Source organism: Rhizobium herbae, assembly GCF_017873135.1.
GTDB lineage: Bacteria > Pseudomonadota > Alphaproteobacteria > Rhizobiales > Rhizobiaceae > Pararhizobium > Pararhizobium herbae.
Genome location: NZ_JAGGJV010000004.1, coordinates 164,925 through 176,797, shown reverse-complemented (window position 1 = coordinate 176,797; position 11,873 = coordinate 164,925). Strand labels below are relative to the sequence as shown.

Sequence of the window (11,873 nt, the reverse complement as noted above, 5' to 3'; positions counted from 1 at the left end):
AGGTAGAGCGACGCCGCCACAATTGCCAGCCGGAATTTTTCATGGACGGGAGATTGCAAAAGACAGCGCTACGGCCTAGCCCTGATCGCGCGCAATAGTGACGGGCGTGTGACGGGCCGCAAGTCTGCCAAGTTGTTTTCCACAAAAGAGAAAAACGATGTCGAAAGCGTTAACGGTGATCCTGCTTCTGGCCATGGTGATCCAGCTGTTGAAGCCGCTCAACCTGCCCGGACTGCGCCAGCGCCGCGACTTCTGGAAGATTGCGGTGTTTGCGATCGCGGTGATGATGCTGACGGTGCTGATCCGGCCCTAGAGGTTGAAGGAGCCCTGCATGACGGCCACGCAGCGTCCCGCGATCCGTACGCTGCGAACCAGCCCATCCGATTTGCGGACAGTCAGTTCGATCAGGCTCCGGCGTCCCATCTCGACGCCTTGCTCGATGGTGATATCGATCTCGGTGTCGCTATCCGGTTGCAGGGAGGCCAAAAGCGCACTCACAGCACCGGAGGCACTTCCGGTTGCCGGGTCCTCGATGACGTTGTCGAGAGGGGCGAACATCCGGGCGCGCAGATGCCATGGGCTTTCCGGCGCGCGCGTATAGAGAAACAGGGCGAACTGATCGTCTTCCGGCGAGTACCGCCGGCCGGCCTCGGCAAAGGCGGCGGTGTTCGGGCAGGCGCGGGCGAGCGTTTCGAGATCGGTCACCTCGGCAACCGCGAAAGGCAGGCCAACGGAAGCGATGACGGGGGTGTGGATCCCGGTGCGAATGTTGCCGGCCTCGATCGCGGCACAGCGGGCGATGGTCTCGCTATCGATCTGTGGTCCGAGCGACAGAGGTTGGGGCGCGACAATGCCGGCGCCGACGACATGCCCTTCGCCGCGTATCAGCACCGCCTCGACGATACCGGCCTTTTCCTCGAACCGGAGCACATCCCCGGCCGGCTTGCCGAAAATGTCGCCCTGGCCGCCGAGAACGAAGGCCGTACCGACATTCGGATGCCCGGCGAACGGGATTTCCATCGTCGGCGTGAAGATTCTCACCCGGGCGGTGTTGGCCGGATCGTTCGGCGGCAACACGAAGGTGACTTCGGAATAGCGGAATTCGGCGGCGATATTCTGCATCTGTGCATCCGACAGGCCGCGGGCATCCGGAATGACCGCAAGCTGGTTTCCGCAAAACCGTTCGGTGGTGAAAACATCGACGGTGACATAGGCGACGCTGTTCATATTGTTTTCTCCCCAGAGGCGTGATCCGGCTTTCAGGGGATATCGCAGGGCGGGGACTGTGCGAACAAGGTTCTTGTCACCCTGACAATCGGTTTCCGCACGCCATGAAAAAAGCCCGGCCGCTTGCGCAGACCGGGCTTCCTCCTCTCCCTCCGTAACTTTGAAAAATCACGCGGCTTTTTCGAGTTCCTTCTTCCATCCGCCCTTGGCGGCAAGGCTGCACATCTGCGCGCGGTGGCTGAAGGCGCGCTGGCCGGCGGCGATGTTTTCGGGCTTGCCGCCCCAGGCATTGAGCGCCTCGGTCTGCAACGCACGGCCATAGGAGAAGGTCATGCCCCAGGGCAGGTCGTAGCCGGCCTTCATGGCGGAGAGGTGCGCGGTTGCTTCCTCGGTGGACTGTCCGCCGGACAGGAAGGCGATGCCGGGAACGGCTGACGGCACGGTGCGCTTCAGCACCTTGACCGTGCGCTCGGCAACTTCGGCGACCGAGGCTTTGCGCGCCTTCTTGCCGTCGATGACCATGCTCGGCTTCAGGATGATGCCTTCCAGGCTGACCCGGGCGTCGCTCAGTTCCGCAAAGACGATGCGGAGCGTTTCTTCGGTCACTTCTTCCGAGCGGTCGATCGAGTGGTTGCCCGGTGCGCCGTCCATCAGCACTTCCGGCTCGACGATGGGCACGATGCCGGCTTCCTGGCAGAGCGCGGCGTAGCGGGCGAGCGCCTGCGCATTGGCCTTGATGGCGCCGAAGCTCGGCAGGACATCGGAGACGGAGATGACGCCGCGCCATTTGGCAAAACGGGCGCCGGCGTCATAGTAGGTCTTCAGGCGGGCGGCGAGGCCGTCGAGGCCTTCGGTGATCGTTTCGCCCGGAAACTTCGCCATCGGCTTGGCGCCGGTATCGACCTTGATGCCGGATACGGCGCCGGCGGCGCGAATGATGTCGACGAAGGGGGTGCCGTCGGCCGCTTTCTGGAAAAGGGTTTCTTCGTAGAGGATGACGCCGGAAATGCAGGATTTCATAGCTTCATCGGCGCGGAACAGCATCTCGCGATAGTCGCGGCGCGACGTCTCGGTCGAAGCGAGACCGATCGTATCGAAGCGCTTGCCGATCGTTGCGGTCGATTCGTCCGCTGCCAGCAAGCCCTGGCCCGTTGCCATCATGGCGGCTGCAATGTCTTCCAGTCTTTCGCTCATCACGTCTCTCCTATTCTTGGCTGTAGCTTTCGATAGCAGAAGAAAATCGATGCGAAAATAAAAATTAAACTTTTTAAAACGATTGAAATAAATTTAATCGATTGAATAGGCTGGGTTATTTCGAGCATCTGCCCGGTGAGTGGGCGAGTGCGATATCGCATGAACAGGAAATATAAACCCCTTGGCCCGGAAGCCAAAGGGTCTGACACATCACTTTATCGCGCAGGGTTTCGGGCAGGCCCGCATCCTACTTCTGCTGGTGCAGGATATCGACACCCGGAAGCGGCTTGCCTTCCATCCATTCGAGGAAGGCGCCGCCGGCGGTCGAGACATAGGTGAGATCGTCGGCGACGCCGGCATGGTTCATCGCCGAAACCGTATCGCCGCCACCGGCAACGGAAACGAGACCGCCACTCTTGGTGCGGGATGCCGCATGCTTGGCGACAGCGACGGTGGCCTTGTCGAACGGGGCGATTTCGAAGGCGCCGAGCGGGCCGTTCCAGACCAGCGTCTCGGCCTTGCTGACCCAGTCGTTGACGGCTGCGATCGACTTCGGACCGACGTCGAGTACCATGGCATCGGCCGGGATCGCCTCGATGTCGACGACTTCGTTCTCGGCGCCGGCCTTGAATTCGCGGGCAATGACGCCGTCGACCGGGAGTACGATGGCGCAGCCGGCGGTCGCGGCTTCGATCATGATCTGCTTGGCGGTATCGGCGAGGTCGTGCTCGCAGAGCGACTTGCCGACATTGGTACCGCGCGCGGCGATGAAGGTATTGGCCATGCCGCCGCCGATGACGAGGGCATCGACCTTCTTCACGAGGTTCATCAACAGGTCGATCTTGGTGGAGACCTTGGCGCCGCCGACGATGGCGACGACCGGGCGCTTCGGATTGCCGAGGCCTTTTTCCAGCGCTTCAAGCTCAGCCTGCATGGTGCGGCCGGCATAGGCCGGCAGCAGGCGGGCGACGCCTTCGGTGGATGAATGGGCGCGATGCGCGGCGGAGAAGGCGTCGTTGACATAGATGTCGCCATTGGCGGAAAGCGCCTTGGTGAATTCGGCGTCGTTCTTTTCCTCGCCCTTGTGGAAACGGGTGTTTTCCAGAAGCAGAACATCGCCGTTGCTCATGCCGGCGATCGCTGTCGCGGCCTTCTCGCCGATGCAATCGGCAGCGAAATGAACGCGCTGGTCGAGGATGTCCTCGACGGCTGGCGCGATCAGCGACAGCGACATGTCGGCGACCGGTTCGCCCTTCGGACGACCGAAATGGGCGAGCAGGATGACCTTGGCGCCTTTTTCCGAGAGTTCGCGGATGGTCGGCACGACGCGCTCGATGCGGGTGGCGTCCGTCACCTTGCCGTCCTTGACCGGCACATTGAGATCGACGCGCACGAGTACGCGCTTGCCGGCGATATCGGTGAGGTCGTCGAGGGTCTTGAAAGTCATGATCGGTCTCCGGTCATAGTCTTAGGAAAAGGGTGGGATAATCCGTCACCAGCCCGTCCTCGTCCACCGGCAGGTCGGCAGTGAAGGAGCGGTCCTCGGCCCCGTATCGATAGAGCCGCCCGTCTTCGAGGCAGGTATAGTTCTGGCCATCGGGAAATGGCTCGAACGTATCGAAAGGCAGATAGAGCATGGTGAGTTTAACGGTGCCGTCCTCAGGCTTCAAGCCGAGGCGGCGGATGGGCAGGGTATTGGTAAAGGGCGTTCCGGCAAGATCGATGTCGATGCAGCCATCCAAGGCGGGCAGGGCGGTGCCGTCCGCATCGTGCCAATGGCCTTTGCCGTCGGACGCCAGGGAAAGCTGGTGGCCGGCTGTCGTGTCGATGCGGAAGGACATGACGGTCCAGGTCTTATCGCAGTCTATGGTGTAGCGGACGCCATAAGGGCGGCCGCCGCGTTCGCCGATCAGGACACTGGAAGCGCGGATGCCCGCCTCGAAAGGTCCGACCGTCAGATGTTCGAGCCCTTCCCCTTCGAGCGGACGCCAGCGTACCGTCTTGAGGGGAAGGGGCCGAAACATGGCTTTAGATGAGCTTTGCCATCGCAACGGCCGTGTCGGCCATGCGGTTGGAGAAGCCCCATTCATTGTCGTACCAGCTGAGGATACGCACGAACTTGCCTTCGAGGACCTTCGTCTGGTCGTTGGCGAAGATCGAGGAATGGCTGTCGTGGTTGAAGTCGCGCGAAACCAGCGGCTCGTCGGTATAGCCGAGGATACCCTTGAGCGCGCCGTCGGCGGCTGCCTTGATGGCTGCGTTGATTTCGGCAACCGTGGTGTCGCGCTTGGCAACGAACTTGAAGTCGACGACCGAGACGTTCGGGGTCGGAACGCGGATCGAGGTGCCGTCGAGCTTGCCCTTGAGGTGCGGCAAGACGAGGCCGACGGCCTTGGCGGCGCCGGTCGAGGTCGGGATCATCGACAGGGCGGCTGCGCGGGCGCGGTACAGATCCTTGTGCATCGTGTCGAGTGTCGGCTGGTCGCCGGTGTAGGAATGGATCGTCGTCATGAAGCCGTGGTCGATGCCGACGACGTCGTCGAGGGTCTTGACGACCGGAACCAGGCAGTTGGTCGTGCAGGACGCGTTGGAGATGACCAGGTGTTCCTTGGTCAGCTCGTTGTGGTTGACGCCGAAGACGACCGTGAGGTCGGCACCGTCGGCAGGCGCGGAAACGATGACCCGCTTGGCGCCGGCCTGCAGGTGCAGGGCAGCCTTGTCGCGCGACGTGAAGATGCCGGTGCATTCCAGTGCGATATCGACGCCCATTGCGGCATGCGGCAGGGTTGCCGGATCCTTGATCGCGGTAACCTTGATCGGCTTGCCGCCGGCAACGCTAATGGTGTCGCCTTCGACCTGCACCGTGGCCGGGAACTTGCCGTGGATCGAGTCGTAGCGCAGCAGGTGGGCATTGGTTTCGACCGGGCCGAGGTCGTTGATGGCGACGACTTCGATATCGGTGCGGCCGGATTCGACGATGGCGCGAAGGACGTTGCGGCCGATGCGGCCAAAGCCGTTGATGGCAACTTTTACAGTCATTTCAGGTCTCTCCCTGTCTAAGGTCTCGGTGTGGAAAACGGAGCGCGTCGGGACGCGCTCCGAAACGGAAAATCAGGCGAGCTTCTTTTCGGCGGCCGCGACGATGGCGTCCGACGTGATGCCGAAATGCTTGAACAGATCCTTGGCCGGGCCGGAGGCGCCGAACGAGTGCATGCCGACGAAATCACCGTCATTGCCGATGAAATAGTCCCAGCCCTGGCGGACTGCGGCTTCGGCGGCGATCTTCACCGGTGCATTGCCGATCACGGCCTTGCGGTAGGCGTCCGGCTGTTCAGCGAAGAGCTCGAAGCAGGGAACGGAGACGACGCGGGTGGCGATGCCCTTGCCGTTCAGCACTTCGGCAGCCTTGACGGCCAGCTCGACTTCGGAACCGGAGGCAAAGATCGACACCTTGGCGTTGTCTGCAGACCGGAGTTCATAGGCACCCTTGGCGCAGAGGTTTTCAGCCTCGTATCCCAGGCGGGACGGCGCAAGGTTCTGGCGGGTCAGCGCCAGGCCGGACGGGCGATGCTGTTCCTTCAGTGCCAGCTGCCAGCATTCGGCGGTTTCCATCGCGTCGGCCGGCCGGAACATCAAAAGGTTCGGAATGGCGCGAAGGGCTGCCATGTGCTCGACCGGCTCGTGCGTCGGGCCGTCTTCGCCGACGCCGATGGAATCATGCGTCAGCACGTGGATGACGCGGATGCCCATGAGAGCTGCGAGGCGGATCGACGGACGGCAATAATCCGAGAAGATCATGAAGCCGCCGGAATAGGGGATCAGGCCGCCGTGCAGCGCGATGCCGTTCATGGCAGCGGCCATGCCGTGTTCGCGGATGCCCCAGTGCATGTAGCGGCCGGAAAAGTCGGTCGGGGTGATCGACTTCATCTGGCTGGTCTTGGTGTTGTTGGACGGCGTCAGGTCGGCCGAACCGCCAAGCGTTTCCGGCACGATGCCGTTGATGACTTCGAGTGCATCTTCGGAAGCCTTGCGGGTGGCAACCGTCGGCGGAGCGTCGGCCAGCTTCTTCTTGTAGACGTCGATGGCAGCATCAAGGCCGCCGGGCAGCGCGCCGGCAAAGCGGCGGGTGAACTCGGACTTCTTGCCGGCCTCGGTGGATGCGAGGCGGCCTTCCCATTCCTTGCGTTTGCCGACCGAATGGGTACCGACTTCGCGCCAGGCGTCGAGAACGTCTGAAGGCACAGTGAAGGCTTCGGCTTCCCAGTTGAGCGCCTTGCGGGTCGCGGCAATTTCCTCGGCGCCGAGCGGCGAGCCGTGGACCTTGTGCGTACCCTGCTTGTTCGGCGCGCCGAAGCCGATGACGGTCTTGCAGGCGATGAAGGTGGGGCGATCGGATGTCTGAGCGGCTTCGATGGCAGCGGCAATCTCATCCGGATTATGGCCATCGACGCGGATCGTGTTCCAGTGCACGGCCTGGAAACGGGCGATCTGGTCGGTGGAATCCGACAGCGACACGGCGCCGTCGATGGTGATGTTGTTGTCGTCCCAGAACAGCACCAGCTTGTTGAGCTTCAGGTGGCCGGCAAGGGCGATTGCCTCGTGGCTGATGCCTTCCATCAGGCAGCCGTCGCCGCAGAGCACGTAGGTGTGGTGGTCCTGCAGGTCGGAGCCGAATTCTTCGGCGAGCTTGCGTTCGGCGATCGCCATGCCGACGGCATTGGCAATGCCCTGACCGAGCGGGCCGGTGGTGGTTTCGATGCCCGAGGCATGGCCGTATTCCGGGTGGCCGGCGGTCTTGGAGCCGAGCTGGCGGAACTGCTTGAGGTCCTCGATCGTCATGTCTTCGTAGCCCGTCAGGTAGAGCAGCGAATAGATGAGCATCGAGCCATGGCCGGCCGACAGCACGAAGCGATCCCGGTCTGCCCAGAGCGGCGCCTTCGGATCGAATTTGAGGTAACGGGAGAATAGGACCGTTGCCACGTCGGCGGCGCCCATTGGCAGGCCGGGATGGCCGGAATTGGCCTTTTCGACGGCGTCCATGGAGAGGAATCGGATCGCATTTGCCATCCGGTCGTGTTTTTCGCGAGAGATCATTGACTGTTCCGCTTGAGTTCGGTGGACAGGGAACGGTCTCTATCCTCCAAAGACCGTATGAGAAGCGGCTGACACATAACAGTTGCTTCGACGGAGTCAACAAATACGGCCTTTTTGACCCGGCAGAAAGATGCTTTTTGAGCAGTTTCGGGCCTGATCCCGGCAAATGCGCCCGAGGCGTACTAATCGATTTAAAATTCGTGATCCACAGGTTACGCAGCCCGCGCAAGCCGTTGGCGTTGTGGAGACTTGCCGAATGGGTTTATTAGTGTGATTGGCTTGAAATACAGGCTCCGGGCGGCGATTCGACGTGGGCCGGCGCGTATCAGGAAAGCGTGATGGCGGCAGGAAAGACAGTCAAGGCAGCGATCGAAGAGTTGCGCGGCGCAGTCAGCAGCCTCGAAAATGCGATTGACGGGCGCTTCGACCGGGAGCGCGACCAAGGCGAAATCGAAGGCGAGGTTCGCCGCGTCAACACCGATCGCTCGCGTCTTGCCCAGGAACTGGACCAATCTCAGTTTCGCGCCAATCGCCTCGAGGAAGTCAACCGTGAAGTCTCGCGCCGTCTGGTGACGGCCATGGAAACGATAAGGGCAGTGCTGGACCGCTGAGACGGGGTCCGCCTGCGGGTCAGGTGACGAGTATGGCGCAAGTAACGGTGACGATCGACGGCAAGGCCTATCGCATGGCATGCGAGGAGGGGCAGGAAGATCATCTGACCGAACTGGCCACCCGCTTCGACCAATATGTCAGCCACCTCAAAACCCAGTTCGGCGAGATCGGCGACCTGCGCCTGACCGTCATGGCCGGCATCATGGTGATGGATGAGCTCAGCGAAGTGAACCGCAGGCTGAAAAGCCTGCAGACCGAAGCCGACAATCTGAAGCAGGGCCGCGACGCGACCCTGTCGGACCAGCAGAAGGCGGAGGAGGCCCTTGCCTCGGCGCTTTCCGAGGTTACCTCGCAGATTCATGGGATCGCGATGAAGCTCAGCGGCAAGGCGGCGCCGGTAGCTAACTGAATTTTGACAAGTTTGGGTAGCGCCACTGGCGCAAGCCACCGATGCACTCTATATTAAGGTTGCGGTCTGCGCTTCCCGACAGGACACCACAATCCCTGGGGCCATACTCGATCCAACGGGAGCTGTCCCTGACCTGGCCCGTGGGCTAGGTCACATGGCGCCCACCTACGTTTGTAGGCACCCAGGATCGTAAAAAGTCCATCGGTTGTGTGGATCGCACCTTTTCCCTTTTCCGAAAACACTCAGGCCTCGGCAAGTGGTCGAAACGCCTCGCGGATGGCGTTGGACATGCTTTCGACGATCCGCCTGTTGCCGCGCGGTCTGGTCTTCATGATGACGTTGGAAAAATCGATGACATCGTAGCCGTCGGCGGCGGTCAGTTCCCGGCATCCGGCGGGAATGCTACTGCGGGTGAGCGGGGCAATGGCAAGGCCGGATGTCACCGCGGCGATCAGGCCACTGCTTGTGCGGCTGACATAGGCGACGCGGTTCTCCAGTCCGCGCTTCTGCAGGCTCTTGAGCGCCAGTTCGTCGCACCACCCGTTCTTGAGGTAAGTGTATGTGGCGATCGGCAAAGGACGGCGCTCGTGTGCGCAATGCTGATCCGAGGTTACCCATACTGTGGGGTCCACCATCAGGACTTCGTTCCGCGTGTGGCCGCCCGGCTCGAAAACCACGGCGATGTCGATTTCGCCGGCATCGAGTGCCGCCAGGTTGGACATCGAAACTTCCTGCTGCACGGTCACTTCGACGCTCGGATGAATGGCGGCGAAAGCACCCAGCGCCTTCGGCAGGGTCGAATTGATATATTCCTCGGAAATGCCGATCCTGACCGAACCGTCGAGGGCCGGTAGCCGGATCGACGCGGCGGTGTCGTCCAGCAGCGTGACGATGCGGCGGGCATTGTCGAGAAGTCGCACGCCGTGACCGGTCATGTTGACGCCGCGCGATCCGCGCTCGAACAGCGTCTCGCCGAGAATATCTTCCAGCTTCTTGATTTGCATGCTGACGGCCGATTGCGTTCGGCCGACCGTTTCTCCCGCCTTGGTGAAATTGCCGCTCTCCGCCACGGCGACGAAGGTGCGCAGGAGATCGCTTTCAAGGGGAGGAAACATCGCATCCGCCATCATTTTTTCTAATGACAGGCATGTTCGCAATTCGTTGGCATGATGTCAATCGACGCCTGATACTTGGATGAATCCAAGGGAGTACCGAGCATGAAGCACGATCATGCGACACAGGGGCGGCTCAGTTCAACCGTCGAGGCCATTCTGCGCAAGTTGTCCCAATGGCAGTCAGAGCGTCTGGCGCGGCGGTCGCTCGCGCAGATAGCCGGAGGCAAAAACCGGCATCTGCTGGATGATATCGGGATGGAAGCCGGTTGCGGGTGTGGTCGGATCCAGGGCGACGAAAGACATCGCTTCTGGATGTTATGAAATCAGGTCCATGCGGGCGGCACGAAAAACCGCCTCGGCGACGTTGCTTGCCTGCAGCTTCTGCATCGCAGAATTGAAGGCTTCGTCGATCCTGTCATGGGCAATGTCTGTTTCGCGTGTGATGTCTTCCCGGGTCCGTCCACGCGCAGCCAATGACAGGCAGCGCAGTTCCAGTGGATCGAGTTCCTGCAGCATCTTGTCCTTCATGGACATATCCGGCTCCGCCTTAAAGCTGAACAGTTCCCCGCATCGCCGGAAGCGGGCACCGAACTGTTTTCCTGATGTGAATCGCAATCCCCTTTTGCATGGGCGGCTGAAAGCGTGAAAGCGGAACCGTTTTGCATAATGAACAGACCTCTAATGTTGTGCCAGATTGAACAGGCAACGACTTTGCGTCGCAAAAAGTTGCATAAGCGACGGGTGCACGGTTTCCCTGTCCCCGTTCGATGCACTAGAAATGCAGACTGGCAGGCAGGAGAGCATGTGCATGACACCCAGGGAACTGAAGGCAGCACTGCGCATGGAGCGCCTGGCGTTGCGCGATTCGATGACGCCGGAGGCGCGCATCGAGGCCAGCCTGGCGATGCTCGATCATGCCGGCGACGTCATCGAATTTGATCCCGGACAAGTGATTTCCGGATTCTGGCCGATCCGCTCGGAAGTCGATATCCGGCCGCTGATGGCGCGCCTGCGCGACCGCGGCGCCCGTCTCTGCCTGCCGGTCATCCTCGACAAGAAGACGATCGTTTTTCGCGAACTGGTGCCGGGCGCTCCGATCGTTCAAACCGGCTTCGGTACGACCGGGCCGGGCGAGGATGCGCCCGTACTCGACCCGGACATCATGCTGGTGCCGCTGTCGGCCTTCGACAAGGCGGGGCACCGGATCGGCTATGGGGCGGGATATTACGACCGTGCGATCGAGCGTTTGCGCCTGAAAGGCCATATGCCGAGACTGATCGGGATTGCATTTGACTGCCAGGAAGTGGCATCAGTGCCGGCGGAGCCGCATGATGTGGCGCTGGACGCCATGCTGACGGAAAGCGGGCTCCGGATCTTCGGGCTAGGAATAAGCAAATATGAGACTTCTGTTTCTGGGTGACATGGTTGGCAAGACCGGCCGGACGGCGGTCTGGGAAAAACTGCCCGGCCTGATCAGCGACCTGAAACTCGATTTCGTCATCGTCAACGGTGAGAATGCCGCCGGCGGCTTCGGTATCACCGAGGACATCTTTCTCGAGACCATCAATGCCGGTGCCGACGTGGTGACAACCGGCAACCATGTCTGGGATCAGAAGGAGGCCGTGTCCTTCTGCCAGCGGCACGACCAGTTCCTGCGTCCGGCCAACTATCCGGCCGGAACGCCCGGACGTGGCTCGAACCTTTATTTCGCCCGCAACGGCGCGCGCGTCCTTGTTGCCAATGTTATGGGGCGCGTCTTCATGCATCCGGAACTCGACGATCCCTTCAAGGCCGGAGAGGCGATCCTTGCTGCCTGCCCGCTGAAGGAGCAGGCCGATGCCATCATCTTCGATTTCCACGCGGAGGCGACCAGCGAGAAGCAGTGCTTCGGGCATTTCGTCGATGGCCGCGCCAGCTTCGTCGTCGGCACCCACACCCATGTGCCGACCGCCGATCACCAGATCCTCAATGGCGGCACCGCCTATATGTCGGATGCCGGCATGTGCGGCGACTACGACTCGTCACTCGGCATGGAAAAGGAAGAGCCGCTCAACCGCTTCATCTCCAAGATGCCGAAGGGGCGTTTCGAGGCGGCGTCCGGCCCGGCGACGATCTGCGGCGTCGGCGTCGAGATTTCCGACCGCACGGGGTTGGCGGAGAACATCGCGCCGCTCAGAATTGGGCCGCGGCTAGCGGAGACGATTCCGGCTTTCTGGGACTAA

14 protein-coding genes and 1 other RNA gene are annotated in these 11,873 nt (G+C 61.5%); 6 read left to right on the top strand and 9 right to left on the bottom strand.

What is annotated here, in order from left to right:
• Positions 1–157 precede the first annotated feature (157 nt).
• Positions 158–313, top strand: coding sequence for a hypothetical protein (locus tag J2Z75_RS12470; RefSeq protein WP_209852731.1), 156 nt, complete (start codon positions 158–160; stop codon positions 311–313).
• Here J2Z75_RS12470 and J2Z75_RS12465 read toward each other — a convergent pair.
• From J2Z75_RS12465 to tkt, 6 genes are all read right to left on the bottom strand, one after another.
• Entirely contained in the window at positions 310–1,227 is a 918-nt protein-coding gene (locus tag J2Z75_RS12465) for a PhzF family phenazine biosynthesis protein (protein WP_209852728.1), read from the bottom strand. The genes J2Z75_RS12470 and J2Z75_RS12465 overlap by 4 nt on opposite strands.
• A gap of 168 nt (positions 1,228–1,395) precedes the next feature.
• A complete protein-coding gene (locus J2Z75_RS12460; protein WP_209852725.1) occupies positions 1,396–2,421 on the bottom strand; it encodes a class I fructose-bisphosphate aldolase in 1,026 nt (341 codons plus the stop codon).
• A 247-nt stretch (positions 2,422–2,668) separates the two neighbouring features.
• The gene (locus J2Z75_RS12455) at positions 2,669–3,868 is read right to left on the bottom strand and encodes a phosphoglycerate kinase (protein ID WP_209852722.1); all 1,200 of its coding nucleotides are present in this window, start codon (positions 3,866–3,868) and stop codon (positions 2,669–2,671) included.
• Positions 3,869–3,881: 13 nt separating this feature from the next.
• Positions 3,882–4,445 carry a putative glycolipid-binding domain-containing protein gene (locus tag J2Z75_RS12450; protein WP_209852720.1) on the bottom strand — a complete coding sequence of 188 codons (564 nt, stop codon included), beginning with the start codon at positions 4,443–4,445 and terminating at the stop codon, positions 3,882–3,884.
• A 4-nt stretch (positions 4,446–4,449) separates the two neighbouring features.
• On the bottom strand, positions 4,450–5,460 hold the full coding sequence (gene gap, locus J2Z75_RS12445) for a type I glyceraldehyde-3-phosphate dehydrogenase (protein WP_209852718.1): 1,011 nt from the start codon (positions 5,458–5,460) through the stop codon (positions 4,450–4,452).
• A gap of 72 nt (positions 5,461–5,532) precedes the next feature.
• Positions 5,533–7,515: a transketolase gene (gene tkt / locus J2Z75_RS12440; protein ID WP_209852716.1), complete on the bottom strand. Its 1,983-nt coding sequence runs from the start codon at positions 7,513–7,515 to the stop codon at positions 5,533–5,535.
• A 338-nt stretch (positions 7,516–7,853) separates the two neighbouring features.
• Here tkt and J2Z75_RS12435 point away from each other — a divergent pair, with 338 nt between their 5' ends.
• The 3 genes from J2Z75_RS12435 to ssrS all read left to right on the top strand — a co-directional run bounded on the left by J2Z75_RS12435 (position 7,854) and on the right by ssrS (position 8,756).
• Entirely contained in the window at positions 7,854–8,126 is a 273-nt protein-coding gene (locus J2Z75_RS12435) for a DUF4164 domain-containing protein (protein WP_209852714.1), read from the top strand.
• Positions 8,127–8,158: 32 nt separating this feature from the next.
• The gene (locus tag J2Z75_RS12430) at positions 8,159–8,536 is read left to right on the top strand and encodes a cell division protein ZapA (protein ID WP_209852713.1); all 378 of its coding nucleotides are present in this window, start codon (positions 8,159–8,161) and stop codon (positions 8,534–8,536) included.
• 60 nt (positions 8,537–8,596) lie between these two features.
• Positions 8,597–8,756: non-coding RNA, 6S RNA (gene ssrS / locus J2Z75_RS12425), on the top strand.
• 22 nt (positions 8,757–8,778) lie between these two features.
• Here the strand turns inward: ssrS and J2Z75_RS12420 are convergent.
• The 3 genes from J2Z75_RS12420 to J2Z75_RS12415 form a co-directional block, all read right to left on the bottom strand.
• A complete protein-coding gene (locus J2Z75_RS12420; RefSeq protein ID WP_209852711.1) occupies positions 8,779–9,651 on the bottom strand; it encodes a LysR family transcriptional regulator in 873 nt (290 codons plus the stop codon).
• Between the two features lie 180 nt (positions 9,652–9,831).
• Positions 9,832–9,954 carry a hypothetical protein gene (locus J2Z75_RS29515; protein WP_268842077.1) on the bottom strand — a complete coding sequence of 41 codons (123 nt, stop codon included), beginning with the start codon at positions 9,952–9,954 and terminating at the stop codon, positions 9,832–9,834.
• Positions 9,955–9,966: 12 nt separating this feature from the next.
• Positions 9,967–10,179: a helix-turn-helix domain-containing protein gene (locus J2Z75_RS12415; RefSeq protein ID WP_209852709.1), complete on the bottom strand. Its 213-nt coding sequence runs from the start codon at positions 10,177–10,179 to the stop codon at positions 9,967–9,969.
• A gap of 280 nt (positions 10,180–10,459) precedes the next feature.
• Between J2Z75_RS12415 and J2Z75_RS12410 the strand changes: the two genes are divergently transcribed.
• Positions 10,460–11,071, top strand: a complete 612-nt coding sequence (locus J2Z75_RS12410) for a 5-formyltetrahydrofolate cyclo-ligase (RefSeq protein ID WP_209852706.1) — start codon at positions 10,460–10,462, stop codon at positions 11,069–11,071.
• On the top strand, positions 11,049–11,873 hold the full coding sequence (locus J2Z75_RS12405) for a TIGR00282 family metallophosphoesterase (RefSeq protein ID WP_209852704.1): 825 nt from the start codon (positions 11,049–11,051) through the stop codon (positions 11,871–11,873). The genes J2Z75_RS12410 and J2Z75_RS12405 overlap by 23 nt, the downstream gene beginning before the upstream one ends.

Excerpts from the sequence above, each read along its gene's own strand:
- J2Z75_RS12470 (WP_209852731.1), top strand. The coding sequence starts at position 158 with ATGTCGAAAGCGTTAACGGTGATCCTGCTTCTGGCCATGGTGATCCAG.
- J2Z75_RS12465 (WP_209852728.1), bottom strand. The coding sequence starts at position 1,227 with ATGAACAGCGTCGCCTATGTCACCGTCGATGTTTTCACCACCGAACGG.
- J2Z75_RS12460 (WP_209852725.1), bottom strand. The coding sequence starts at position 2,421 with ATGAGCGAAAGACTGGAAGACATTGCAGCCGCCATGATGGCAACGGGC.
- J2Z75_RS12455 (WP_209852722.1), bottom strand. The coding sequence starts at position 3,868 with ATGACTTTCAAGACCCTCGACGACCTCACCGATATCGCCGGCAAGCGC.
- J2Z75_RS12450 (WP_209852720.1), bottom strand. The coding sequence starts at position 4,445 with ATGTTTCGGCCCCTTCCCCTCAAGACGGTACGCTGGCGTCCGCTCGAA.
- gap (WP_209852718.1), bottom strand. The coding sequence starts at position 5,460 with ATGACTGTAAAAGTTGCCATCAACGGCTTTGGCCGCATCGGCCGCAAC.
- tkt (WP_209852716.1), bottom strand. The coding sequence starts at position 7,515 with ATGATCTCTCGCGAAAAACACGACCGGATGGCAAATGCGATCCGATTC.
- J2Z75_RS12435 (WP_209852714.1), top strand. The coding sequence starts at position 7,854 with ATGGCGGCAGGAAAGACAGTCAAGGCAGCGATCGAAGAGTTGCGCGGC.
- J2Z75_RS12430 (WP_209852713.1), top strand. The coding sequence starts at position 8,159 with ATGGCGCAAGTAACGGTGACGATCGACGGCAAGGCCTATCGCATGGCA.
- J2Z75_RS12420 (WP_209852711.1), bottom strand. The coding sequence starts at position 9,651 with ATGTTTCCTCCCCTTGAAAGCGATCTCCTGCGCACCTTCGTCGCCGTG.
- J2Z75_RS29515 (WP_268842077.1), bottom strand. The coding sequence starts at position 9,954 with ATGTCTTTCGTCGCCCTGGATCCGACCACACCCGCAACCGGCTTCCAT.
- J2Z75_RS12415 (WP_209852709.1), bottom strand. The coding sequence starts at position 10,179 with ATGAAGGACAAGATGCTGCAGGAACTCGATCCACTGGAACTGCGCTGC.
- J2Z75_RS12410 (WP_209852706.1), top strand. The coding sequence starts at position 10,460 with ATGACACCCAGGGAACTGAAGGCAGCACTGCGCATGGAGCGCCTGGCG.
- J2Z75_RS12405 (WP_209852704.1), top strand. The coding sequence starts at position 11,049 with ATGAGACTTCTGTTTCTGGGTGACATGGTTGGCAAGACCGGCCGGACG.